Below are 24,886 nucleotides of genomic sequence, written 5' to 3'. Positions count from 1 at the left end.
GCTCCTGAGTTTGTTCATGTTCAAAAACTCACTACCGTTCTACGGCCTGCACAATGATTTGCCACCTGTAAGATCTAACAGTCCCGACGAACGGCTCTTCTCTTCTTGGTAGCACTATTCGTTGTTAGCCGCATCAGTCCGCTTTCTCAAACTAAATCTTTAGCGATTAAAACGTTACACATCAAACGAATTCAATCTAAAAAACCCATGATGACCTGTCAGATATGACAGGTCACAACCCTCGCCCTGCCTGATAAGTTGGGACCATCCGGACATTCTGTCTGTTGCAGGCTCCAATACGGTGGACACCCCGATGGCCATGGACAATCAAGGTAAACTCGAAATCAACGCACCCTCCCTGCCCAAAGGCGGCGGCGCCATCCAAAGCATCGGTAAGGGCCTCGGCCCGATGGGCCCCAGTGGCGCAGCGCAGCTGGAGTGCCCCTTGCCGATTTCACCTGGGCGCGGCTTCGCCCCGCCACTGGGGCTGGGTTACAGCAGCGATGTCGGCAACAGCCCGTTCGGGATTGGCTGGCGGATGACCGTCAATGCCATCACCCTGCGCACCACCAAGGGCGTGCCGACATATGACGGCAACGACCAGGTGGTGGGGCCGGGCGGTGATGTGTGGATGCCCGAGCGCGCTGAAACCGATGGCTCGCTGATTTTCAGGCTCACAAGCAAATACAAAGACGTGGATCTGCTCGTCGAGCACAAGGTGGTGCGTCACTGGCCGCGGGTCGAGGGTGAGTTCTCCTTGATCGAGCATTGGTCTACCACGGCTGATACCGCCGGATTCTGGCTGATCCATGGCGCCGATGGCAGCCTGCATGTGTATGGCAAAACCGGGCACTCACGCCGTGCCGACCCAAACGACTCGCAGCATGTCGGCGTCTGGATGATCGACGAAAGCCTCAATACCCGAGGCGAACATATCGTCTACGAGTACAAGGCCGAAACGGATGCCCCCGCCCCGCCGCAGTTGCGCGACTACCGTGCGCAGCGCTACCTCACGCTCGTGTGCTATGGCAATGCAAAGGCCCATCCGCACCTGTATGCCTGGGTCGCCGACAGCTGGAAAAAGGAGCAATGGCACTTCCAGCTGGTGTTCGATTATGGCGGGCGCAGCACGGCGCTTGAGACCGCGCCAATCTTTGCTGAACCCTTGACGTGGCCCGAGCGCAGCGACCCGTTCTGGAACTACGCCTACGGTTTCGAACTCGGCACCCGGCGCTTGTGCCGGCAGGTGTTGATGTTCCATTACTTCCCCCAGGAACTGGGTGATACACCGGTGCTGGTCCAGCGCCTGCTGCTGGAGCATCGGCCGAGTCCGCTGGGCTACAACCACCTGACGGCCGCTCACCTCCAGGCCTATGACAGCCTGGGGCAGGTAGAAAGCCGACCGCCGATGGAGTTCAGCTACAACGCGTGCGAACTTGATCCGCATCACCCCGGTTGGGCCGAGTTTCCGGACATGCCCGGGCTCAACGACGGTCAGCGTTATCATTTGGTGGACCTGTACGGTGAAGGCACGCCGGGTGTGCTGTGTCGTTATGACAAGGCCTGGTACTACCGCGAACCGTTGCGCGCCGAAACCGGCGGTGACGACGTGGGCTATAGCGACTGGAAGTTGCTGGAGCACATCCCGGTGGCCGACAGCAGCAAATCGGCCCGCCAATCCCTCACCGACCTGACCGGCGATGGCAAGCTGGACTGGGTGATTGCCCAGCCGGGCATGAGCGGTTTTTTCACCCTCGACCCGGACCGAAACTGGTCGAACTTCGTGACGTTCGATGCCTTCCCCAGCGAGTTTTTCCAGCCCATGGCGCAAATGGCCGACCTGGTCGGTAACGGCCTGAGCGACGTGGCGCTGATCGGCACCCGCAGCGTGCGGCTGTACGCCAACCGTCGCGAGGCAGGGTTCGCCGACGGCATCGATGTGCCCCATCCGGATAAAACGGGCGAGGAGACGCTGGACGACGATGAGTTACCGCTGTTGAGCAATACGCCGACCGAGGTGGTGGCCTTCGCCGATGTGCTCGGCAGTGGACAGGCGCACCTGGTGCGCATCCGTCACAACGAGGTCAAATGCTGGACTAACCTGGGGCAGGGGCGCTTCGGCAAGGGTTTCGTGCTGTGTGCCTTGCCGTTTGCTTATGACGAGTTCAATGCCTCGCAGGTGCTGCTGGCCGACCTCGATGGCTCGGGCGCGGCCGATCTGATCTATCTGGAGCCTGATCGCCTGCGGGTGTTCATGAACCATGCCGGTAATGGTTATACCCTGACCTCCGTCGACTTGCCCTGGCCCAAAGGCGTGCAGTACGACCGGCTCTGCCAGGTCAGCACCGCCGACCTGCAAGGGCTGGGTTGCTCCAGTGTGATCCTGACGGTGCCGTACATGGAGCCACGGCACTGGCGCTACGATTTCGTCAAGGCCAAGCCTTATCTGGTTAACGCGACCTGCAACAACATGGGTGCCAGCAGCCGTGTGACCTATCGCAGTTCGGCTCAGGAGTGGCTGGACGAGAAGCAGGAGCAGATCGACGCCGGGGTGGAAACCCCGGTATCCCATCTGCCGTTCGCGATGCACCTGGTGAACCGGCAAACCCAGATCGATGACATCACCGGCAACCGGCTGACGCAGGGTTTCACCTACCGAAGCGGCTATTACGACCGCTTCGAGCGAGAGTTTCGGGGCTTTGGTTTGCTGTTGCAGACCGACACCGAAGCCACTGCTGCTGAACGCGCGAGTGAAGGTTTTACCGCACCGATCCTGAGCAAGACCTGGTTCCATACCGGTGAATCCATCGACTTGCCGAGGGACGGTTACTACGCGCTCGATGCGTTGGCCATACCCCTTGAACCCACCGTGCTGCAGAACTACCACTTCAACGACCGCGCGGCGCAACCACTCCTGTCACCCGACGAGGAAACCTCCCGCGAAATCGCCCGCTGCCTGAGTGGCCGGGTGTTGCGCACGGAAGTCTATGCGGCGGACGACGACCCGCTCACGGCCGTGCCCTACGTCGTACAGGAAAGCCGCCATCTGGTGCGGGTATTGCGCCCCAAAGGTGAACATCAACCCTACGCCGTGCTCCAGCCCCTGGAGCTGGAATCGATCGGTTACCAGTATGAGCCGCAGCTCAAGGACGACCCGTTGTGCCAGCACACGCTCAACCTGGAGTGGGATGAGTATGGCAGCGTCGTTCATGCGTTTGCTGTGAACTACGCTCGACGCAAAGCTGTCACAGACACGCCGCCGTTCAGTGACGAGTATCAGAACACCTGGTGGAAAGACGCCCATGACCCGGCTCAACAATGCTGGTACCTGACGCAAACCAGGGCGAAACATATCCACCATCAGGGTGAAGAGGAAAAGGAACCGGACCCTGAAGCCTGGCGCCTGGGGCTGCCTTATCAACAGCGCAGCAATGCGCTGGTGCTGGATAAAACCGCACTGAGTCCTGGCACGATTAATCAGGAAAAATTCCTCGAATGGTTTGGAAAAGGCGGGAAGTGGGAGCAAGAACCTGAGTTGACCGGTTTGTCGTTGCAGCGCTACATGGACCCCGCCAGCGGTCAGGTGCTGGCCCCGGGTAAGGCAACCTTCGAAGCATTACCCGCCTATGTGGAAACGGCGGAACTGGACAAAGTCGCCCTGAGCGCTTACGACAAGCTTAAGGACGAGCAGGGCAATATGCCTTTCAACCTGAAAGAAAAGCTCGAATCAACAGAGGTGGGTTACCACATCATGGAGCTGTTCCTGCCCGTGGTGAAAAAGGACGAAAGCCTGAACTCGGACGACGCGAAAGACTACTTGTGGTCCGTGCACCGAGGCTTCCCGGTCTACCATAAGCTGGACGGCTTTTATAACGTCGAAAAGTTCCAGGAAACCCGCAGCCATGGCCCGACCGAAGTCGCCTACGATGAATACTGGTGCCTGGTCAAAGCCGTCACCTTGCCGGATGGGTGTACCACTTTTACCCACAATATTGACTACCGATCATTCCTGCCGGCTGAAATCGAGGATGCCAATCGCAATATTCAGGAAGCCCGTTACAGTGCGTTCGGTGAACCGCTGGTGACCAGTTTCTACGGTACAGAACGGGGAGAACCGGTGGGCTTCGATCCTTTGAAGACTTACAAAGCTCCGTCAGACCGCGACCCCGCGATTGCCATCGCCGATCCGAAAGCAGCCATCGGCAAATTCGCCAGTGCCAGCTTCTGGGACACCTTCAGCTGGATGGGCCGTATCTCCCGGACAGCACCGCCGTCCTCCGAGTGGCTGAAGTGGGCCAGGGTTGAAGGTTTTGTACTGCCCAGCGGCCACCTCTGCAACCGGGCCCGGCAGCACCTTGAAGGTCTGGAAAACCCGGATGCGAACGAGCAGATCCTCAAGGCACAGATTGACGCCGCCCACCGTGAACCGGTGTATTCCGTTGGTCTGCTGGCCGACCGCTACCCCGGCGACGTAGAGATGCAAGTCCGGGTGAGCATCGTTTACCTGGACGGTTTCGGCCGGGCGCTGCAAACCAAGCAGGAGGTCGAGCCGGGCAAGTCGTGGCAGGTCGATGAAAACGGCGAGTTGATCCTCAACCCCGACGGTACGCCGCAAGAAGCCGAGGTGCCGCGACGCTGGCGGGTCAGTGAACCGGTCGAGTACAACAACAAGGGTGAACAAGTGCGGATCTATCGGCCGTACTTCGCCGACCAGCCGCGTTACATCAATGATCGCTCGATGCGTCAGCACGCCTTTCACGACCAGCAGTTCTACGACGCGGCAGGCCGCCCGACCGAGACCGTGCTGGCGAAAAAAATGCGGCAAGGCAACCCGCCGCAAGAAAAACCGCTACGCCGCGAACAGCATTACCGCACCTGGTACAACATCGCCTTCGATGAGAACGATCTGTTTGAGCCACCACCAACTGAGCAGCGGCAAAGTCCATGGACGGGCAAGTGAGCTCAAGTGTTGATGTACATACCCCGCACCTGGCGGTCATCGACGGTCGTGGCTTGCCGCTTCGTCAGGTCGGGTATTGTCGACGAGACGTCAGCGAGCTCGTCCCCGAGACGCGAGCCACCACCCAGCAGCATGACGCCGCCGGGCGGTTGGTGGCACAGCGCGATCCGCGGTTTCAGGCACCTACGGCAACGCCGAACCTGACCACGGTTTACAGCCTGTCAGGGGCCGTGTTGCTGACGGACAGTGTCGATGCCGGCTGGCGTCTTGGATTAACGGGTGAAGTCGCGCAGGTGCTGGAACGCTGGGATGGCCGGGGCAGTCATTGGCAGACTGAGTTCGACGAACAACGGCGACCGACCGCTATCAATGAGTAAACCCGGGGGGCGGACGTCAAGACCATCGAGCGCCTGACCTACGCCGACAATGCGCCTGAGTTCGCCGAGCGCAACCAGTGCGGGCAGTTGGTTCGTCATGATGACCCGGCGGGCACGCAGCTGTTTGCCGAGTTTGGATTGACCGGCGGGCTGCTGGAGCAGACGCGGCATTTTCTGCGTGAATCGGATTCCCCCAACTGGCCGGAGCTGGCGGCGGATCGTGACAAGTTGCTTGAACCCGGCGCTGGCGCCACGACCCGCTCACGTTTCAACCCTCAGGGCGAGGCGCTTGAGCAAACCGATGCCCAAGGCCACCGACAGTTATTCCGCCAGACCGTCGCCGGTCAGTTGCGCGAGGTTCACCTGCAACTGAAAAACGAGCCCGTGCCGAACACCCTGGTCAGCGAAATCCAGTACAACGCCCAGGGCCAGACCGAGCGGGAAACCGCCGGCAACGGCGTGCTCACCACGCTGGAATACGCCGCTGAAGATGGCCGCCTGACCCGGCTTCAGGCCAAACGTGGCACCGACACGCTGCAAAACTTGCGTTACGAGTACGACCCTCACCCATAAGGTAGTTTTAAAAACAATTGTAATGACGGAGCCAAAAATCAAGGACCCAGATAAAGACAAGGTGAGTAAGTATTTCAATATGGTTAGCCGGCACGAGTGGGAATTTAAGCAGAACTACAAGTACAAGGATTCGGGGGCTATATTCGCCAATGATATTTTCCGAGCCCAATATCCGGTATCGGCAGAGAGAAATGATTTTTACGGCGAGCTTCCAAGCATCATTCGACGATCAAAGGTGAAAAATCAGATAACACTGGATAAAACGAGCGGGCTGGAGAGTGGCAGCCCTGAAATGATGGAAGCCTTTTTTTCAAACGCCAAATGGCAAAACGACGCAGCGAGTGATGGAGGATTTCGGGTTGAAAGCCACCTCTGTAACCATTGATATGAATGGCAAGGATCCAGATTTCCTTATCGCGGTAATACCTATCGGTGACTACCAGACGGTATCGAATGTGCAGAAGAAACGTACAGTGATAAAAAAATAGCTCCCACCCAACCCATTGCAAATAGGGAACGCAGCGGGTTGGACGGGGGCTTCTTGTTTTACCCATCAATCACTGCGCAATGCTCTTCACCGATACCCCCCGCTCAATCGGCGTAGACCGACCATAAATATCCTCAAACCGCTCAATATCGTCCTCACCCAAGTAACTACCCGATTGCACTTCGATGATTTCCAGCGGGATCTTGCCCGGGTTGCGCAGGCGATGTACCGAGGCGATCGGGATGTAGGTCGACTGGTTTTCACAGAGCAGGAACACGTTTTCGTCGCAGGTCACTTCGGCGGTGCCGCTGACCACGATCCAGTGTTCGGCGCGGTGGTGGTGCATCTGCAACGACAGGCATGCGCCTGGTTTGACCGAGATGTGCTTGACCTGGAAGCGCCCACCCATGTCCACCGAGTCGTAGGAGCCCCACGGGCGGTAGACCTCGCAGTGGTTCTGGGTTTCGCTGCGGCCCTGTTCGTTGAGGGTGTTGACCATCTGCTTGACGCCTTGGACCTTGTCCTTGTGGGCGATCATCATGGCGTCTTTGGTTTCGACCACCACGATGTTCTCAAGGCCAATCACCGACACCAGTTTGCCGTTGCCGTGGATCATGCAGTTGCGGCTGTCCTGGATCACCACATCGCCTTTAGTGACGTTGCCGTTGGCGTCTTTTTCATGCACGTCCCACAGCGACGACCAGCAACCGACATCGCTCCAGCCAGCCGATAGCGGTACCACGCAGGCGCGCCGGGTTTTTTCCATCACTGCGTAGTCGATGGAATTGTCCGGGCAGCAGGCGAAGGTAGCTTCGTCGAAAGTGATGGTGTCGGCGTCCTGTTCGCTGCGTTCCAGGGTCAGCAGGCAGGTGTCGTAGATATCCGGATCGTGCTTTTTCAGCTCTTCGAGGAAGCGGCTGGCGCGGAACAGGAACATGCCGCTGTTCCAGAAGTAACCGCCGGCCTCGACGAACTCGGTGGCGCGTTTCACGTCGGGTTTTTCGACGAAGTGCGAAACCCGGCTGACGCCTTCGGGCAGCAAGGCATCGTCGGTGGATTTGATGTAGCCGTAACCGGTTTCCGGTTTGGTCGCCGGCACACCGAACAGCACCATTTCACCGCGCTCGGCGGCCACGGTGGCCAGGGCCAGGGCGCGTTGCAGGGCTTTCTGGTCTTCCAGTACGTGGTCGGCAGGCAGCACCAGCATCAGTTCGTCGCGACCTTCGTTGACCAGCATCATCGCGGTCATGGCCACCGCCGGCGCGGTGTTACGGCCGAAGGGTTCCATGAGGATGCGCTGGGCTTCCAGCTTACGGGTGCTCAGTTGCTCGTTGACGATGAAGCGGTGGTCCTTGTTGCAGACCACGATCGGGCTGTCCATGCCGTCGAACACCAGGCGTTCGAGGGTTTGCTGGAACAGCGTTTGTTCGCCGGTCAGGGCAAGGAATTGCTTGGGGAACTGCTTGCGCGAAAGCGGCCAAAGACGTGAGCCGCTACCACCTGACAAGATCACTGGAATCATGGTGTTACTCCTTGAAAATCGTAATGGGTTAGAGCTACTGCGTTTTGTCGTTTCACTCTTGTTCTTATTCCGTACCCGTATTGACGCCTCGGTCCACTGTGGGAGCGAGCTTGCTCGCGATTGCGGTCTGACATCCAACATTGATGTCGACTGACACTCCGTCATCGCGAGCAAGCTCGCTCCCACAGGGAATGGGTCAATCTGGCAAATTCATTAACGTGTCGAGACCGGGCGCTTGACCCAGACTGGCGACAGGCTGCTGCCGTTGCCGGTGACGTAGAGCACTGCGGCTTCACCGCGCTCCAGGGCGACCGGTTTCACGTCGCTGACTTTCTTTTCGCCATCGAACAGCGCCAGGCTGACTTTCACCGGGTTGATTTCACGCTCGCCACGGCTCTTGGCCGCGACGGCCTGGACCACTTCGGTCTTGCCATCGGCGGTCTTCAGGGTCAGTGCCTTGTCGCTGAGGTTCTGCACGCGGACCAGGGATTTCTGCTTGTTCTTGAACGGCGGTTCTTCGATCAGTTGTGGCTGGCCGCTGGCGTTGTTGACCAGGGTGTAATAGTGGTCGGCGGCGAGTTTCAGCGGCAGGGTCTGGCTGCCGACCTTGGCGCTGTAGTCGCCACCGGGCATGAAGCTGAAGTCACTGCTGGCCAGTGGCGCGACATCGTTGATAGCGGTGCTGCCGACGCTGCTGCTGACTTCGGCGTTGCTGGCGTTGTAGATCCGCACGAAGGTCGAACCTTTTGGTGCGGTCGGGCCGTAAAGGGCGGCGTCGCCACCGGCGAAGGCCTGCATCGACAGCAGGCTGACGCCGGCAACCAGTGCAAAAGTCTTGGCGAGACTTTGATACTTGGTAGTGAAAGTCATAGGAGTTACCTCTTTCAGTTTTGCGCCCGGTCGGGCGTCTCGGATTTGCTGTTAATCGCTACGTTTTGTTGGCGCGCACCGGCTTGTTTGAGCTCTGCGACCCACTGTGGGTCGGCGTCGCCTATTTCGTTGTTCACAGGCAGATAACGTTCAGGAAACTCCCAGATCAGCACCTGTGGCGGGCTGTTCTTGAAGGCATCGCTTTTCAGGTAGCCGAGCATCGGCAGGATCGGGCCATGGCCGTCTTCGGCGTAATTGACCACGTCGCTGTGCAGCGCTTGCTTGAGCGCGCCGACGAAGTTCCAGTTCGGGTTGGCGCTGTAGCTGGTGCCGATCAGCGCCACCGGCACTTCGTTGTCGGCGAACAGGGCGTCGTCACCCGCAGGCTGGTTTTCAACCGCGTGGGTGTTGCGCTTGCGCAAAGGCTCTGGTGCCGGCATCAGGTTTTCGAACAGCGGGTCCAGTGGCAGGAACAGTCTCAGGTCGCCCTTGTGGCTGACTTCCTCCGTTGCCTCGGTAACAAACCGCTGCGGCTGACCGCTGAGCGGGGTTTTGTCGGCGATGGTCTTGGCCAGTTGCTCGGCAGCGATTTGTGCGCCTTCAGGCGTCCAGTGCGTGTCGGTGCGCAGGAACACTTGCTGTCCGTTCTGTTTGGCTTTTTGCAGCGGGCCGAGCAGGTCGGGCGCGAGGATTTTGTCGGCGGCGACACGGGCGTGGAAATCCTTGTAGAGGTCGGCGTGGATGCGCGCCGGCTTCACTTCACCCAGGTGTTCCGGGTACAGACGAGTCTTGGCCGGGACAATCGCCATCACCAGCTGCACACCCTTGGCTTTCAAGATTTGCCGCACGCCTTCGACCAGCGCGTAGTTGCCTTGCAGGTTCAACTCTTCGTTGACCACCGGGTTGAATTCTTCATCGCTGTACAACCACTGATCGCGACCGAGCACCACGCCCGGACGACCTTCGTTGAACAGCTTGAAATCCAGTGCGGCCCAGAGGTTGGTGCCCAGGCGTTTGATCGGGAAATGCTCGTCGTAGTGGGTCTCCACGGCTTTGCTCCAGCGACCGTTGAGCACGGTTGCGTCGGTGTTGGTGTTGAAGCCAAAGAAGCTGCGCATCGACCACAGGCCCAGGACCAACAGGGTCACCAGGAACAGGGCGATGTAGAACAGACGTAATGAGCGGGTCATGGTCAGATCCCTCAGAACTGGAAGTAAAGGAACGGCGAAAAGCTTTGCGCCGAGAGTTTCAGGATCGAAGCGATGAACAGCAGTAGCACCAGTGCACGCATGGCATAACGCGGCCAGTCCGCAACCCAACTGGCCGCCAACACCTGGGCGTCGCCGCCGGCAGGGTTATTCACCGTGGCGTCGATCCGAACCGCAGGCCGATTGCGGTAAAAGTCCCGCAGGCCGAAGAACGCCAGCGTGGCGTAGGCCACCACCAGGGTCGCGACTTGCAGACCGGTGAGGCTGGCGCGGTTGAGTTCCGACAGCGACCACTCGCTGAAGCTGAACATCGCGCCGTACATGCGGCCGGCAACGTGCAGATTTTCTGCGCGGAAAATCACCCAGCCCATCACCACCAGCAGGAAGGTCAGCGCCCAGCGGATCGGGTTGAAACTGCGTGGCGAGGTGTTCAGGCCGATGGCTTTTTCAATCGCCAGCCACATGCCGTGCCAGGTGCCCCAGACGATGTAGGTAATGTTGGCGCCGTGCCACAGGCCACCGAGCAGCATGGTCAGGAACAGGTTGCGGTAGGTGATCAGCGTGCCTTTGCGGTTACCGCCCAAGGTGATGTAGAGGTAGTCACGCAGCCAGGTCGAAAGGCTGATATGCCAGCGGCGCCAGAACTCGGTGATCGACTGGCTGATGTACGGCTGCTTGAAGTTTTCCATGAAGCGGAAACCCATCATCAAGCCCAGGCCGATGGCCATGTCGCTGTAGCCGGAGAAGTCGAAATACAGCTGCGCGGTATACGCCAGCGCGCCGAGCCAGGCATCGCCGGTGGTCGGGTTTTGCAGGGCGAAGCAATGGTCGGCGACCACTGCCAGGGTGTCGGCGATGAACACCTTCTTGATGAAACCCTGCATGAACCGCGTCGCGCCCTCGGAGAATTTGTCGAGGGTGTGGGTGCGGTTGTTGAACTGATCGGCCAGGTCGCGAAAGCGCAGCACGGGGCCGGCAATCAGGTGCGGGAAGATCGCCACGAACGCCGCGAAGTCAATCAGGTTACGGGTCGCCGGGGTGTCGCCACGGTAGACGTCGATGATGTAGCTGATGGACTCGAAGATGTAGAACGAGATACCGATCGGCAACAGCACGTGGGTCAGGATGAACGGCGACAGGCCCATGGAGCTCATGATCGCGTTGATGCTGTCGACGCCGAAGTTGGCGTACTTGAAGTAGCCGAGGATGCACAGGTCCACCGCCACGCCGAGCAGCAGCCAGCGCTGGGCCGGTTGGGTGCGTACACCGGCGGCACCGACTTTCAGGCCGATCCAGTAGTTCCACAACGTGACGCCGGCGAACAGCGCCAGGAAGTCCACGCGCCACCAGGCATAAAACACATAGCTGGCGATCAGTAGCAGCAGGTTGCGATAGCGTTGCCCGCTCAAGTAGTACAAGCCGAGAAAGATCGGCAAGAACAAAAACAGGAACACATTGGATGAAAACACCATCCTGATCTCTCCTTGTTTAACCAACAGTCAAGGGCCAACGGCCCCCCCAAACCCCCCGTGAAATCCGGGGGCATATCACTCAACTCAAGTCTTGCACTGACCCTGTGGGAGCGAGCTTGCTCGCGATGACTGAGTGTCAGTCGACATCGATGTTGAATGTCAGACCGCAATCGCGAGCAAGCTCGCTCCCACAGGGGTTTTGTGTTTGGCCCTAGGAACCTTTGTTGCCCTTTTCGTGCGACGGGTCGTAGACCTTGGTCAGGTCGCCCCCGAGCCGAAAGCTCTTGAACGGCTGCATTGCATGCTTGCGTTCCAGCACATCCGCCGGGCAGGTGTAGAGCGTGCAGAAGGGTTCGAGCCAGGCAAATTTCGAGTCGACTTTCAGGTCGGTCATGTCCTGTTCCTTGCCATTCTTCTGCTCGAACGTTTGCGGGTCTTTCACTCCCGCGAGCACCCGGTCAGCGAGGCGTTTCAGCGCGCCGTTGTTTTCCTGACGCAGGTCCACACCGTTGGCCTGAGCGAAACTGGCGATCATCGCCAGCGGTGGCAGGGCATAGTTGTGATAGGCCAGCGCCCGTTGCTGACGCTTGAGTTCGTTGGGCAAGAAGCCCTGAGCGTCGACCTGATTGGCGCCGAGCTTGTATTCCTTCACGGCCCAGTCGAACAGGTCGCGGCGGTTGGTTGCGACCGACGTCGCCATCACCGACCAGGCGGCCCAGTACGAATGGTTGTTGGTTTGCTCGAGCGGCAGGTTGTCCCAGTCGCTGACCACCTGATCGGCCATCTTGCTGAACCAGGCCTCGATCACTTGGGCTTCCTGCTGATGCGTCGCCAGCGGATGGGAGTCGGAGAACTTCAGGCGGATATAGGCCGAGGCCATACTGCCCAGCGCCCATTTGCGCATCGACTTGCCGGTGTGGTTGAAGTCCCTGGACATCAGTGCGTCGGCCTTGGCCCAGGCGGTGAGCCAGTTGAGCGTGCACTCCAGTTGTTCCGGACGACCGTCGCGCATGAACTGCATCACCCGTTTGCTGGTACCGCGTTCGAGTGTGGTGATGTCAGACGTGGTGTCGCGAAAGGCTTTTTCCGACGCGACGTTCAGGGTCGACCGCGCCTTGTCGGAGCCTTCGTATTTGCTGCGAAATTGCAGGGCGCCGGTGTACGGCGTCGGCATTGCATCGCAGCCTTCGCTGCCGTCACCAGTCTTGAACTTATCCACAGGTGCAAAATAACCCTGCGGCGGGCGCAGCGGCGCGGCGGCCTGGGTCGCCCCGGCGAACATCGCCAGGCTCAAGAGCGTGGGTGCAAGCAGGGTTTTCAGTTTCGAATTTCGCATGACAGACCTCATTGCCCGACCTGAGCGGTACGTTGCTCAGCGCCTGGGAATACGTTGCGTTTGCAGATTTTCGCTTCGACTTTTTGTGGCGCAGCACCCGCTTCCGGGCCCTGGATTTCGACGGCCAGCAGGTTCTGCGTGGCCCAGTCTTCATCGGTGCGCAATTCAAAGGCGAAACGCCCGTCGGTGTCGGAGGTGTGTGGTTTGTCGATCTTGATGTCCTCGTGGCGACCGTTCATGTACCAGAGGGTGGCTTGCAGGGTTTTCACCGATGGATCGGCGAAACGGATGTCGACCTGATGACCGCTGTTGCGCAGGTCGATGTTCTTGCTGTTGACCATCAACTCGTTTTTACCCGGCTTGAGCGTGCTGCTGCCGGACATCTGCGCCTCTTTGCCTTCGCAACCGTTATCGAGCAGCGCCATCATCTGGCGGTAGATGGTTTGCTGGTCGAGGCGATAGAGCGGCGAGAATTCCCAGATGAGGATTTTCGGCGGCTTCTTCTGGAAGTCGTCACTGCCCAGGTACTGCAACATCGAACCCTCCAGACCACCGCCAGGGAAGGCGACGTTGAGAATGTCGGCGCCAATGGCCTCTTCGAGGAACCCGGCGAAGTTGTAGTTCTTGCCACTGTGGCTGGTGCCGACCAGGGTGATTTCCGGGTTGCCGGAATCGCCGAACAGGTCGCCGTCTGCCGCTTCGCCTTTAGGCTCGGTGGTGAACTGGTCCATGTACTGGATCGCGTAACTGGTGCCGCAGAGTTGCCCGGCCATGTTGTGCAGGGTGCCGGTCTTGCCCATGCGCCCGGACCTTTTGGTCTCGAATTCGCGCTTGGGAATACCGGCGAAGGCCGGGAGTTGCCTGACCTTTTCGGCGACGATTTTCGCCGTGCGCTGGGCGCCGTAAGGCGTCCAATGTTGGTCGCCACGGAAGTAGAAATCGTGGGCCGGCAGCGTGTCTGGCAGCGATTCGTTGGTCAGCGGCGACAGGTCTGGAACTACGTAACCCATCTCGGCGAAACGCCCGAGCATGCTCTGGTAATTTTTCAGCGCCTTGTCGTAATCGAACGCGGCTTTCTCTTGCGGGTTGAGCTTGTTGCGGTTCACCAGACCACGGGTCGGCTGATACACCACCACCAGTTCGACACCTTTGCTCTTGAAGGCGTCGTGCAGTTGCTTGAGCCGGCGATAGCCCTCGGGCGTGGTGTTGAACTCGGTGCGCAGGTCTTCCTGGGTGCGGAACAACCAGTCGCCTTGCGCTTGCACCAGGGTGGTGAAGTTTTGCTGATAACGCGTAGTGTAATTCTTCGCGTCATGGGCTTCCGGGCACAGGTTGCAGCACGGCTCGGCGCTAAAATTCGGCGCCTTGGCGTCGTCTGCACTCGCTCCGCCGCTGGCGGCAGACATCGCGGCAGCCAGGCCTGCGAGGCTGAACAGTTTGATCAAATGTGGCTTCATGAAAGTCATCCTCAGTCGCGCATTTCGGTCTGGCGTTCGACGGGGTCGATCAGCACGGCTTTCTGTTGGCGCACTAGCAGGTCGAGGATTTCATCCTGGCGTTCGCCAAGGATTCCCGAGAAGCTGATGCCACTGGATTTGGTCGGGGCGAGCATCGACACCCGGTACAACTCGACGCTCAATGGCGAGTCGATGGACAACGGTCCGCTGCCATTGGCCGCCAGTTCGCCACCGACGACGATCAGCGACACTTCGGCATCGAAGGGGTCGAGCTTGATGTCGCGGTCGGTGTCGCTCAGGTCCTTGATGTGCCCGTAGACCCCGGTCAGGCCGTTGTTCATGGCGACGTTTTCGTAGAGGCGAATGTTCACGCTGTTACGAATGCGGATGCCGTGGCGCTGGTTGCTGATCACCTTGTTGCCCCACAACAGGTTGTCGGCACTCTCGTAGAGGGTGATGCCGTCGGTGTGGTTGCGGTAAATCTCGTTGTAGGCGATCAGGTTGTTGACGCTGTTACGGTCGATCACCAGCCCCGAAAGGTGGTTGTCGTAACTGCGGTTGTTGAAGATGAAGCTGTCGTTCACTTCGCGGGAAATGATGATGCCGTGCTTCTTCTTCGTTCCATGAACCGTGTTGTCGGCGATGATCAGCCCGTGGGAACGGTCGTGGGGGTCGATACCGTAGACGATGTTGTCGCGGTAGGTGTTGCCCTTGACCACAAAGTCGCGGGTTTCATAGCAGTAGAAGCCGTACCACATGTCCGAGAACTCGGAACCGATGATCCAGCCGGTCGGTTCCGGGCGTTTGAGCACCTTGGCCATGTTCGGCGTGTACTGGGAAATACTCACCCCGTAGGACTTACTGTTGGAGTAACCGAAACTGGCCAGCTTACTGTTGACGATGTAGGTCTGCGTGCCGCCCCAGGCCAGCAGGAACGGGCGGAAATCCTTGGGCGAGCGAAAGGTCGCCGGGCCGTTGTCCTTCTCGCGCCAGCCGGTGATTTTGCTGTCACGCACAAACAACTGACCGTCGTTGATCAGGAACGAACCGGCCTCTTCGGACAGGCGCAACTCCTGGGTCTGTTGGTCGATTTCGAGGATGCCTTTTTGCCCGACCACGATTGGCAGCCTGGCGAGGAATACGCCGGGCGAGGTCTCGCTGAAGTATTGCTTGGGCAGCTTCTGGATCAGGTCCTTGAGGTTGACGTAACCGTCGTCGATGAAGATCGCCTGAGGAATGCCGTGTTGACGCACCACCCATTCAGCCATCTTGTTATCGCCGCCGATGAAGTCCTTCAAGGCGTCTTCCTGCATCATCCGGCGCACGCTGACTTTGCCGGCCTTGCTGCGCACGATCTTCGCCGCGACGGCTTGCGCGGTGTAGCCGGACAGGTCGGGCAGTTTCGGTGCGGCCAGTTCCAGTGATGCGGTCGGCGCGCTGCTGACGGTGTAGGTCTTGGCCTGTTGCAGTCCTTTGGCCACGGTCGCTTGCTGCCCTTTTGGGGCAGGAGCTGCCGGCTCAACGCTGGCGAACACCGCTGAGCTTGTCAGCAGCATCGCGCCGACCAGCAGGCTGAGCGAGCCTTTGAACGCTGGGTTGTTCATCTGGGGCACTCCCTTGGCGGCTCGCATCAGAAGCGCCAGATCACGTCGATGAACGCACGGTGCATGTACGAGTCGACCTGTTTGCCGTAGGCATCGCCCGGCTTGAACACACCGCCACGAAAGCGCACCAGCGCCGAAGGTTCGTCGATCGACTGACTCAGGCCGGCCGGCAACAGGCCTTGCTTGAAGTACTTGGTGACCACCAGATCCATTTCCTGGCCTAGGTCGGTCTTGCCGTCTACCAGTGGCAACGAGGTGCTGGACAGCAGCGCGCCGGTGATGTCGTCAGAGCTGTTGTTAACCGAGTTGTTTTCCACCGCATTAATGCCGTTGCTGCCGACCGGCTTGTTGCCGTCGACGCGCCAGAACTTGTGGTAGACCAGGCTGGCGTCGTAATCGTCTTGCAGCATCCAGGAACCGAACAGGCTGGCGCTTTGCATGTTGTTCATTTCGCCACGGAAGGCCTCGCCGAAACGGTGAACCCGCGAGCGCGTACCGGTGTAGTTCGAGCGGTTGCTTTGCAAACCGTTTTGCTCGTAGTCAGCGCTGGCACGGGCGTAGGCCGCACCGACTTGCCATTGCGGATCGAGGCGCAGACGCACGCCAAGGTCCGTAGCCCAGCCGCTGACGTCGCCATTTTTCGAGGCGTCGATCGGGCGGCTGCCGTCGGCGTTCAACGGGTTGACGGTGTCGCGGTTGCCGCTCATTCCGGTGACGCTGGCCCAGTAATTGACCGTGTTTCTGTTTTTCAAGCTGTAGGCGTCGCTGTTGGCTTCGACACCGAGCCAGCTCAGGTCGCCGTTCTGTTTCTTGGCGAGTGAGTCGGGCGCTTCGCCGGGTGTCGGGTAGTCGAGTTTGCCGTCGTCGTGGGTATGATGAGCGCGCAGGCCGACCCACTGGCCGGGCGTCCATTGGGTCGCGATATCGCCGAACACATGCAGACGATCCTTGTCCTTGGGCGCGAGCTCGGTGAGGTCGGTGCGGTATTCGCTGAAGCGTTCGGCGACGCCGACGTTGGCCCGCAGCAGGGTGGTGTCGAAGGTCCAGTTCAACGCTTCGATGTTGGTGTCGCGCCATTGACCGTCGTCGTTGCGCAGGCGTTGGCGACCGAGCTTCAGTTGCTCGCCGGGGTAGGGTGTGAGGCCGCTGTAACCGATCCAGAACTCACGCATCGCCAGGTAGTTTTTCTTGCTTTGGCGGCCGTTGTTGCCGCTGCTCTGGGCGCCTTGCGTATCGGACTGCAAGGTGTCGGTTTCGATGATGTCGGTCGCGGTCACGGCCTGACCCATGGCGTAGGCACTCCAGCTGCCGCTTTCACCGTAAACCCACGGCCGCAGGTCCAGGCCCACACCGTTGACGTCGCCGCCGGGCTTGGTGCCAAGGTCGCTGTCGTCTTCGGACTGGCCAGTGACTTTCACTTCCAGGCCGTAGTTCTTGGTGTCGGTCATCGCGGCCAATGTCGGGCAGGACCACAACAGGGCGAAGGTCAGGCCGATACCCAGTTTTGATAATTTGAACGGCTCCAGGCCCAACACGGACGTAGCAGCTGGCGAAGCCTGCGTTCGACTGCGCAGCAGGCGTAATACCTGAGCATGCGGTCTTTCAGATGGATAACGGTCGCCTGATTTGCGACCGCTTCGCGGCCGAACGCAGCCTTCGGCAGCTGCTACGGTGCGCATGGCGATGCCGGCCGTCATGAATGGATTGAGCTTCATAGGGATTCCTCGCCGTCTTTTTCTTGCAGGGCCTCAACTTGCAGCGTGCTGTGGCTCACGGTGCCGCGTACGGCCTGTTCCTGTTTCAACAGGCGTTGGGCCTCGGCCAGCTGCGCAGGCGGCAATTGGGTTTCGAGTGTTTGCGCCAGCTCAGTGGCTTGCGGGGTGTTTTGTGTCTTGGCCAACTGGCTGAAGACATAGGCGTTGAGCGGGTTGGGCTTGGTGCCCTTGCCTTGGGAAAACAACTGGGCGATGGCGAAGTCGGCGCTGTTCTGGCCGTTGCGCGCAGCGGTCAGCAAGTGGTCCAGGGCTTTTTGCGAATAGACCTTGCCCAGATAGCCACGACGGTAGATCTGGCCGAGGTAGTAATCGGCGGCGACTTCCTTGCCCACGGCTTTCTGGAAGTGTTGTTCGGCGACCTTGGCGTCCGCCGGCACCCACTTGCCTTCGTAGTAGAGCTTGCCCAGCAACAGTTCGGCGCGCGGCTGATCGGCGGCGCGGCCGTTGTTCAGGTATTCCATCATCTTGTCGACGTCACCCAACTCGGGGAAGTCGTAGAGCAACTGCGCCAGGCTGACCCAGGACGCCGGGTAGCCAGGAGCGATCTGCTCCAGCATGGCTTGCGCGGTTTTTTCGTCCGGTTTGCCAAGGCTGGCATCGCCGAGCACGCGGGCCACGCTGTCCATGCGTTGGGCGGACACTTTGCCGACACTGTAGCCGGCGTGCAGTTGCTTGAGCAGTTGGGCCTGCTGTTCCGGTTGGGCACGTTTCTGATAGACCGTGGCCAACTCGACATAGCAGATGTCGGTGGTGTTCAGCGAGGCTTTGCAGATGCGTTCGACGTCATCCAGATGCTGGTCGTAAGTACCTTGCGTGCGATACAGCAGCACTTGCGCCAGACCGGCTTCCGGATAGCGAGCGGCGCGCCATTGGCTGATCTGCTGCTGGGCGTTGACGTTCGGGAAACTGTGGGGATATTGCAGGTACAGCATGGCCAACGGGATCAGCGTGTTGCCTTCGCCATTGGCAAAGGCTTTCTTCAGCAGACCTTCGGCCTCGTGTTGCTCGGCTTCGGTCGAGCCCGGTTTGGCCACCAGCAGACGACCCAGGCGCGCTTGCGCTCGCGGCGAGGTATCGGCGGCGGCACGGTAGGTCGCTTCGGCGGCTTTGATCTGCGCCGGGTCGCGGCTTTCCACCTGAATATCGGCCAGACCGACCTGTGCTTCGCTGTAACCCAGGTCGGCCAGTTGTTTGTAGTTCTGCTGCGCGAGCGTGGTGTCGCCACGCTTCAGGGCTTCATTGGCCAGACGCTGGTCAGGCAGGCCTGCGCAACCGCTGAGGCTCACCGCCAACGCCAACGAGCAGAACGCTAAACCCCTGTGGGAGCGAGCTTGCTCGCGATGCAGGCGGCTCGGTGCATCAGACAGACCGCGCTGATCCCATCGCGAGCAAGCTCGCTCCCACAGAGATTGCGGTGCTTTGAGGATAGGTGGAGTGGTCACAGGCATGTCCTCCGCTTAAAGTCCGGCGGCCATGGCTTTGTCGATCAGCCAGTTCACGGAGGGGCCGCGGTCGCTGCTAACTTCCACCGGGCGACCGGCGAAGCGGCTGTCCAGCGGTGCATCAGGCTTGATCTGCACGCGGATGTCGGACGACAGGTCTTCGCTTTTCAGGCTGGTGCTGCTGACGATGGTGCCGGTGCGCTTAGTGTCTTCGCCGGCGATCTGGAAGCTGACTTTCGTACCCGGACGAACATCACCGAACTGGCGATAGGAGAAGCGCGCTTCGACGTTGGCCTGGCTGCCCTGCGGCACCAGTTTGAAGATCACGTCGCCTTTGCTGGCGTACTGACCGTCGGCGACCATTTGTTGAGCCACGGTGCAATCGCAGGGCGAGGTGAGGGTGCCGGTCATCTGCTTGCCGAACAGTTCTTCAACCTTGGCCGGCTGTAACTGATTTTCGTCCAGATGCCCTTTGAGCACGTCGAGCATGCTGGTGCTGAACGTCGCCAGTGGCGCGCCCTTGGCGGCAACGCCATCGGTTTTGATCAGGCTTTGTACGGTGCCGTCGCGGGGCATGGTGACGTTCATGCCTGAAACGCTGACCAGACCGGCCTGGGCGTGGCTGACGAAGTACATGCCGTACACCGATTTGAAAACGAAACCGAACGCCGCGAGGCCGACGACGAAAATCCCCAGGCTGAAGGTCACTGCCCGCAAGCGCCCGAAAGCGCTCATGCCATGGCCACCGTCCTTGACCTTGCGTGCCTTGGTGAAGTTGTCCCGTTGCAGGGTCGCCAGCACGTCACCCATGGTCACGATGTCACCGGACAGGTGCGAAGTGATCAGATGGCGCAGGGTCGAGATGTCCTGCAGTTCGAGGTTCTGGAACTGGCAACCGGTGCGGCCGGTCTGGCGGTCGAACGAGCGAATCAGTATCTCGACGTCCATGGCGAGGCCGAGGTTGTCGATCAAAAATTGCAGCCGACCCTTGTGCACGTCGCCGACCTTGAGCGGTATCTGCCCGGCATTGAAGCTCAGGCCGCCGGCGGAGAGGTCGATGACCCGGACTTCCACGGGTGTACGGTCGGGTCCGAAGAAACGCAGCTTGGCCGGGATTTTCACTCGGGCGTGTTGGCGTTGGGCTTCGGATTCATGCACTACGTTGATGTTCGCGGCGGTATTCATAGGGGGTATTTCCTCGTTAATTCAGGCAAGGCAGGTCAGACCATCAACAGCAGCACGGCGACGAAGATGCTGCCGGCGGAAAAGGTCATGGTCCGAGACGACCAGGTGTTGAACCAACGTTGAAAGCTGGCCAGATCACGGGTCAATTTGGTGTCCTGACGGGTCCAGGACTGTTGGTCGAGGCGGAAGAACACGTAGATCTTCACCAGCGCGCCAACGATCTGGTTGTAATAAAGAATCGCCGGGTAAGCCGGGCCGATCTTGTGTCCCGAGCAGGAGAGCAACAGGGTCAGGATCAGGCGGGTGATGCCGATCCACAGCAGGTACACCAGGATGAACGCGGTGCCGTATTTGAAGCTGGCGATCAGCGCCACGGTCAGGCCGAGTAGCGAGGTCCACATCGACACGCGCTGGTCGAACAGCACCACCGAGGTGAACAGACCCAGGCGTTTCATCCCCAGGCCCAGTGCCCGGGAGTTCTGCCGCAGGTTGTTGCCGTACCAGCGGAACATCAGTTTGCGGCTGGCCTTGATGAAGCTCTTTTCCGGCGGGTGTTCAACGGTGTTGATCGCCGCGTCGGGCACGTAGAAGGTGTCGTAGCCCAGGCGCATCAGGCTGAACCAACTGGACTTGTCGTCGCCAGTGAGAAACTTGAAACGGCCCAGGCGCCAGTGTTGCAGCGAGTCGCTTTCGACGTCGGCGATGAAGTCCGGGTTGGTGATCACGGAGGCGCGAAACACCGACATGCGTCCGGTCATGGTCAGCACGCGCTTGGACAGGGCCATTGAGCACATGTTGATGTGGCGCTGGGCGAAGCGCAGCTTGTGCCATTCGCTCATGATGTAGCCGCCGCGCACTTCGCAAAATTCGTTGGTGGTCAGGCCGCCGACGTTGCCGAACAGCTGGAACCACGGCACGGTTTTACGCACTACGCCTTCGGCGAGCACGGTGTCGCCATCGATCACCGCCACGACTGCACGGTCGTCTGGCATATGGCGCGAGATGGCGCGAAAACCGAAAGCCAGGCCATCGCGTTTGCCGGTGCCGGGGATGCGCACGAAGTCGAGCTTGACCCGGTCCGGCGGGTTCATTTTGGCCCAGAGGCTTTTCACCAGCAGCTCATCGGACATTTCCACGATCGAGCAGACCACGGTGGTCGGGAGTTCGCACTCGATGGCCTCGCGAATCACCGAGCTGTAGACCTGGGCGGTGGTCAGCGCATCGATACGAAAACTGGTGACCATCAAAAAGACGTGGGACGGGTCCGCCGCCTTGCCGAGCTTGCGCACTTTGCGCCGCAGGTGCGGGTAGACCACGTAGAGAAACAGCATGCCGCGCAAAAAGTGCGTGGCACCCATCGAATAGCGCCAGATACCGACGACGCCAATCAGGAAAATGAAGTCCTTGGACTGCGGGTCGAAGGTGGTGACAGGCAACGCCATGGCGATGCCCATCAACACACTGAGGTAAAACAGCCAACCGGCGGCCTGAAGTAGGCCGTGCTTTAGCCTGTGCATAATCTGCATCCATTTTGTTTCGGCGTACGGGGAACGGCGATTACCAACAGATCCGCGTAGGAGCTGGCGGAGCCTGCGATCTTTTAGCGTCCTCACGGACGCCAAAGATCAAAAGATCGCAGCCTGCGGCAGCTCCTACGGGGGGCTGTGGTTACCAGCAGATACCTTCGGTCCGGCCACTGACGCTGGTGGCTTTGGACATGAACCCGACCAGGTCGACCACTTGCTTGCCGTGCGGCGCGGTCTCGGCCAGGGCGCGGAACTTCTCGTCACGGTTGCCGAGGATGATCACGTCGGAGTTGTTGATCACCGAGTCGAAGTCCGAGTTGAGCAAGGACGAGACGTGAGGAATCTTCGACTCGATGTAATCCTTGTTCGCACCGTGGACGCGGGCGTATTCGACGTTGCTGTCGTAGATGCTCAGGTCGTAACCCTTGCCGATCAGCATTTCCGCCAACTCCACCAGCGGGCTTTCGCGCAGGTCATCGGTGCCGGCCTTGAAGCTCAGGCCAAGCAGGGCGACTTTGCGTTTGTCGTGGCTTTCAACGATGTCGAAGGCGTTCTGTACCTGGGATTCGTTACTGCGCATCAGCGAGTTGAGCAGCGGTGCTTCGATGTCCAGGGAGCTGGCGCGGTAGGTCAGGGCGCGCACGTCTTTTGGCAGGCATGAGCCGCCAAACGCGAAGCCCGGACGCATGTAGTACTGGGACAGGTTGAGGGTCTTGTCCTGGCAGACCACTTCCATCACTTCGCGACCATCGACGCCGACCGCTTTGGCGATGTTGCCGATCTCGTTGGCGAAGGTCACTTTGGTCGCATGCCAGACGTTGCAGGTGTACTTGATCATCTCGGCGACTTCGATGTCCTTGCGGATGATCGGCGCGTCGAGTTCTTCGTACAGCGATTGCAGAACGTCACCGCTGGCTTTGTCGAACTCGCCGATGACGGTCATCGGTGGCAGGTCGTAGTCCTTGATCGCGGTGCTTTCACGCAGGAACTCGGGGTTCACCGCTACGCCGAAGTCGACGCCGGCCTTTTTGCCCGAGCAGTCTTCGAGAATCGGGATCACCACGTTCTTCACGGTGCCCGGCAAGACGGTGCTGCGTACCACGATGGTGTGGCGGGTGGTTTTGTCACGCAGGACAAAGCCGATCTCGCGGCACACCGATTCGATGTAGTTGAGTTCCAGATCGCCGTTCTTCTTGCTCGGCGTACCGACGCAGATCATCGACAGATCGGTGTCACGAATGGCTTCTGCGAAATTGGTGGTGCCGCGCAGACGACCGGTCTGAATGCCTTGGGTCAGCAGTTCGCCCAGACCCGGTTCAACGATCGGAGATTTACCTGCATTGATCAGGTCGATCTTGTCTTTGGAAATGTCCACGCCAACCACTTCATGGCCCCGTGCAGACAGGCAACCGGCACAGACTGCGCCGACGTAACCCAAACCAAATATACTGATGCGCATCGCATTTACCTCTGTATTTATCACGCCATTAAAGGGGTGAAGTTAATAGTGTTCAGCGGTCGAAGTGCACTCGGAAGTGTGGATGGCAGGCGCCACAATACCGTGTGCAGGCATACTCAATTCCGAGTGTCTAAATAAGTGCACTCAAGGTGTGCGAAACTTGGCCTGAGGGTGAAGGCGTGCCCTGAACTGCAGCCGGCATTTCTTTTGAATACCGTGGTGCAAAAGGTTGGTGGTACTTGAAAATTGGCATAAAGCCAGCAATATCAAGCACTCAGGTGCTCAGGTGAGCACGTTTACAGGGGGGCAGCCTTGGCCTTGTAGGGGATAGTAATGGTGCGTTATCTCCTGCTATTCAAGATAAGTGGCCTGAAGGCAAAGTTGAATATGACAACTTTGCGATAGGGGTGGCACTCTGCGTAAGTTATCTCGTACACGCTCAGAGATAATCGTTACCGGTGGTATGAGCGGTGTAGGTTCAGATAGTTCATGGCGGCTTATCCCAATTTTTGAAATTTCTCGAAATAGTGCAAAAGATGGCACTGCTCTCATATTGATAGCACTTACCATTTCGCCCTTTATTAATGGGGAGTTAATTGCCGTGAATACTTTTGTGCCACTACGCTTGAAAAAAATGCGTGCCACTACTGAAAAATTTCACGCTTGTCGAGTGAAAGAAATTTCATAAATGGAAGCGGCGTGTTTTTGGCGTCATAAAAATGACGAATCGGGCAAGGGAAAGGCAGGGACGATCACGTTTCGGCGCACGCACATAGATCAATGTCGTGCGCCATCGTGATGCTTTATTCGGGGGCGTGGTCGCGCAGGAAAACCAGGTTATCGGGTTTCGATTGTTCAGCGCTGTAGCGGTAACCCTGCACGTCAAATTGCTTGAGCGCGGCCGGGTCGTTGATGCGTTCCTGGATCACGAAACGGCTCATCATCCCGCGGGCTTTCTTCGCGTAGAAACTGATGATTTTGTACTGGCCGTTCTTCAGGTCCTTGAACTCGGTGTTGATGATCCGGGCGTTCAAGGCGCTGCGTTTGACCGCCGAGAAGTACTCGTTGGAGGCCAGGTTGAGCAGCACGTTATCGCCTTGGTCGGCCAGGGCTTCGTTCAGCCATTCGCTGATTTGCGTGCCCCAGAAGGCGTACAGGTCCTTGCCACGGGCATTGGCCAGTTTGGTGCCCATCTCCAGCCGATACGGCTGCATCAGGTCCAGCGGGCGCAGCAGGCCGTAGAGGCCCGAGAGCATGCGCAAGTGTTGTTGGGCGTAATCGAAATCGGCTTCGCTGAAGGACTGGGCATTCATGCCGGTGTACACGTCACCCTTGAACGCCAGCAGCGCCTGCTTGGCGTTGGCCGGCGTGAATGCCGGGGTCCAGCTGCCAAAGCGTGCGGCGTTGAGGCCACCGATCTTGTCGGAAACGTGCATCAACTCGCTGATCTGTGCCGGGCTCAGCTCGCGCAGTTGCAGGATCAGCTCCTGGGAATGGTCCAGGTACTGCGGTTGAGTGAAACGCTGGGTGGCCGGCGGTGTTTCGTAATCGAGGGTCTTGGCGGGGGAAATCACCATCAGCATGAAGTCGTCTCCTGTAATCGTGCGGGGATTCTAGGGGGTTGTCCCGGTTG

Annotated in this window: 17 protein-coding genes; 4 read left to right on the top strand and 13 right to left on the bottom strand. The window is 59.3% G+C overall.

Features of this window, described 5'->3' with window-relative positions:
• The first annotated feature begins 313 nt into the window (after positions 1 to 313).
• From BK659_RS27165 to BK659_RS27150, 4 genes are all read left to right on the top strand, one after another.
• Positions 314 to 4,960 carry a SpvB/TcaC N-terminal domain-containing protein gene (locus BK659_RS27165; RefSeq protein ID WP_123428786.1) on the top strand — a complete coding sequence of 1,549 codons (4,647 nt, stop codon included), beginning with the start codon at positions 314 to 316 and terminating at the stop codon, positions 4,958 to 4,960.
• A complete protein-coding gene (locus BK659_RS27160) occupies positions 4,957 to 5,337 on the top strand; it encodes a hypothetical protein (RefSeq protein WP_148050458.1) in 381 nt (126 codons plus the stop codon). Before BK659_RS27165 ends, BK659_RS27160 begins: the two co-directional genes overlap by 4 nt.
• A gap of 87 nt (positions 5,338 to 5,424) precedes the next feature.
• Positions 5,425 to 5,910, top strand: a complete 486-nt coding sequence (locus BK659_RS27155) for a hypothetical protein (RefSeq protein ID WP_123428782.1) — start codon at positions 5,425 to 5,427, stop codon at positions 5,908 to 5,910.
• 22 nt (positions 5,911 to 5,932) lie between these two features.
• Positions 5,933 to 6,295 carry a hypothetical protein gene (locus BK659_RS27150; RefSeq protein WP_123428780.1) on the top strand — a complete coding sequence of 121 codons (363 nt, stop codon included), beginning with the start codon at positions 5,933 to 5,935 and terminating at the stop codon, positions 6,293 to 6,295.
• A 172-nt stretch (positions 6,296 to 6,467) separates the two neighbouring features.
• On the opposite strand, the gene BK659_RS27145 is transcribed toward BK659_RS27150, so the two are convergent.
• From BK659_RS27145 to yaaA, 13 genes are all read right to left on the bottom strand, one after another.
• Entirely contained in the window at positions 6,468 to 7,919 is a 1,452-nt protein-coding gene (locus BK659_RS27145) for a mannose-1-phosphate guanylyltransferase/mannose-6-phosphate isomerase (protein WP_123428778.1), read from the bottom strand.
• Positions 7,920 to 8,132: 213 nt separating this feature from the next.
• The gene (locus BK659_RS27135) at positions 8,133 to 8,789 is read right to left on the bottom strand and encodes an alginate O-acetyltransferase AlgF (protein ID WP_123428776.1); all 657 of its coding nucleotides are present in this window, start codon (positions 8,787 to 8,789) and stop codon (positions 8,133 to 8,135) included.
• A gap of 14 nt (positions 8,790 to 8,803) precedes the next feature.
• Positions 8,804 to 9,979: an alginate O-acetyltransferase gene (locus tag BK659_RS27130; RefSeq protein ID WP_123428774.1), complete on the bottom strand. Its 1,176-nt coding sequence runs from the start codon at positions 9,977 to 9,979 to the stop codon at positions 8,804 to 8,806.
• A gap of 11 nt (positions 9,980 to 9,990) precedes the next feature.
• Positions 9,991 to 11,469 carry an MBOAT family O-acyltransferase gene (locus BK659_RS27125; protein WP_123428772.1) on the bottom strand — a complete coding sequence of 493 codons (1,479 nt, stop codon included), beginning with the start codon at positions 11,467 to 11,469 and terminating at the stop codon, positions 9,991 to 9,993.
• A 211-nt stretch (positions 11,470 to 11,680) separates the two neighbouring features.
• Entirely contained in the window at positions 11,681 to 12,805 is a 1,125-nt protein-coding gene (locus tag BK659_RS27120) for a mannuronate-specific alginate lyase (protein WP_123428770.1), read from the bottom strand.
• Between the two features lie 8 nt (positions 12,806 to 12,813).
• Positions 12,814 to 14,262 carry an alginate O-acetyltransferase gene (locus tag BK659_RS27115; protein WP_123428820.1) on the bottom strand — a complete coding sequence of 483 codons (1,449 nt, stop codon included), beginning with the start codon at positions 14,260 to 14,262 and terminating at the stop codon, positions 12,814 to 12,816.
• Between the two features lie 11 nt (positions 14,263 to 14,273).
• Positions 14,274 to 15,866, bottom strand: a complete 1,593-nt coding sequence (gene algG / locus BK659_RS27110; RefSeq protein WP_259740315.1) for a mannuronan 5-epimerase AlgG — start codon at positions 15,864 to 15,866, stop codon at positions 14,274 to 14,276.
• A 26-nt stretch (positions 15,867 to 15,892) separates the two neighbouring features.
• Entirely contained in the window at positions 15,893 to 17,398 is a 1,506-nt protein-coding gene (locus BK659_RS27105) for an alginate export family protein (protein WP_404942552.1), read from the bottom strand.
• A gap of 179 nt (positions 17,399 to 17,577) precedes the next feature.
• The gene (gene algK / locus BK659_RS27100; RefSeq protein ID WP_221178175.1) at positions 17,578 to 19,089 is read right to left on the bottom strand and encodes an alginate biosynthesis TPR repeat lipoprotein AlgK; all 1,512 of its coding nucleotides are present in this window, start codon (positions 19,087 to 19,089) and stop codon (positions 17,578 to 17,580) included.
• A 9-nt stretch (positions 19,090 to 19,098) separates the two neighbouring features.
• A complete protein-coding gene (locus BK659_RS27095; RefSeq protein ID WP_123428766.1) occupies positions 19,099 to 20,268 on the bottom strand; it encodes an alginate biosynthesis protein Alg44 in 1,170 nt (389 codons plus the stop codon).
• A gap of 35 nt (positions 20,269 to 20,303) precedes the next feature.
• Positions 20,304 to 21,785 (bottom strand): mannuronan synthase, encoded by a 1,482-nt coding sequence (gene alg8 / locus BK659_RS27090; protein WP_404942547.1) that lies wholly within the window; start codon positions 21,783 to 21,785, stop codon positions 20,304 to 20,306.
• Between the two features lie 151 nt (positions 21,786 to 21,936).
• A complete protein-coding gene (locus BK659_RS27085) occupies positions 21,937 to 23,253 on the bottom strand; it encodes a nucleotide sugar dehydrogenase (protein WP_123428762.1) in 1,317 nt (438 codons plus the stop codon).
• An 803-nt stretch (positions 23,254 to 24,056) separates the two neighbouring features.
• Positions 24,057 to 24,836, bottom strand: coding sequence for a peroxide stress protein YaaA (gene yaaA, locus BK659_RS27080; protein WP_123428760.1), 780 nt, complete (start codon positions 24,834 to 24,836; stop codon positions 24,057 to 24,059).
• Between the last annotated feature and the right edge of the window lie 50 nt (positions 24,837 to 24,886).

The sequence above is a fragment of the Pseudomonas brassicacearum genome, from assembly GCF_003732225.1.
In the GTDB taxonomy this organism is placed as follows: Bacteria; Pseudomonadota; Gammaproteobacteria; order Pseudomonadales; family Pseudomonadaceae; genus Aquipseudomonas; species Aquipseudomonas brassicacearum_E.
The sequence above is the reverse complement of the archived record's forward strand: the minus strand, read 5'-3'. Positions and strand labels throughout refer to the sequence as shown.

Bases quoted from the DNA above. Each gene is read 5' to 3' on its own strand.
- BK659_RS27165 (WP_123428786.1), top strand. From the start codon at position 314: ATGGCCATGGACAATCAAGGTAAACTCGAAATCAACGCACCCTCCCTG.
- BK659_RS27150 (WP_123428780.1), top strand. From the start codon at position 5,933: ATGACGGAGCCAAAAATCAAGGACCCAGATAAAGACAAGGTGAGTAAG.
- BK659_RS27145 (WP_123428778.1), bottom strand. From the start codon at position 7,919: ATGATTCCAGTGATCTTGTCAGGTGGTAGCGGCTCACGTCTTTGGCCG.
- BK659_RS27135 (WP_123428776.1), bottom strand. From the start codon at position 8,789: ATGACTTTCACTACCAAGTATCAAAGTCTCGCCAAGACTTTTGCACTG.
- BK659_RS27130 (WP_123428774.1), bottom strand. From the start codon at position 9,979: ATGACCCGCTCATTACGTCTGTTCTACATCGCCCTGTTCCTGGTGACC.
- BK659_RS27125 (WP_123428772.1), bottom strand. From the start codon at position 11,469: ATGGTGTTTTCATCCAATGTGTTCCTGTTTTTGTTCTTGCCGATCTTT.
- BK659_RS27120 (WP_123428770.1), bottom strand. From the start codon at position 12,805: ATGCGAAATTCGAAACTGAAAACCCTGCTTGCACCCACGCTCTTGAGC.
- BK659_RS27115 (WP_123428820.1), bottom strand. From the start codon at position 14,262: ATGAAGCCACATTTGATCAAACTGTTCAGCCTCGCAGGCCTGGCTGCC.
- algG (WP_259740315.1), bottom strand. From the start codon at position 15,866: ATGAACAACCCAGCGTTCAAAGGCTCGCTCAGCCTGCTGGTCGGCGCG.
- algK (WP_221178175.1), bottom strand. From the start codon at position 19,089: ATGCCTGTGACCACTCCACCTATCCTCAAAGCACCGCAATCTCTGTGG.
- BK659_RS27095 (WP_123428766.1), bottom strand. From the start codon at position 20,268: ATGAATACCGCCGCGAACATCAACGTAGTGCATGAATCCGAAGCCCAA.
- alg8 (WP_404942547.1), bottom strand. From the start codon at position 21,785: ATGCACAGGCTAAAGCACGGCCTACTTCAGGCCGCCGGTTGGCTGTTT.
- BK659_RS27085 (WP_123428762.1), bottom strand. From the start codon at position 23,253: ATGCGCATCAGTATATTTGGTTTGGGTTACGTCGGCGCAGTCTGTGCC.
- yaaA (WP_123428760.1), bottom strand. From the start codon at position 24,836: ATGCTGATGGTGATTTCCCCCGCCAAGACCCTCGATTACGAAACACCG.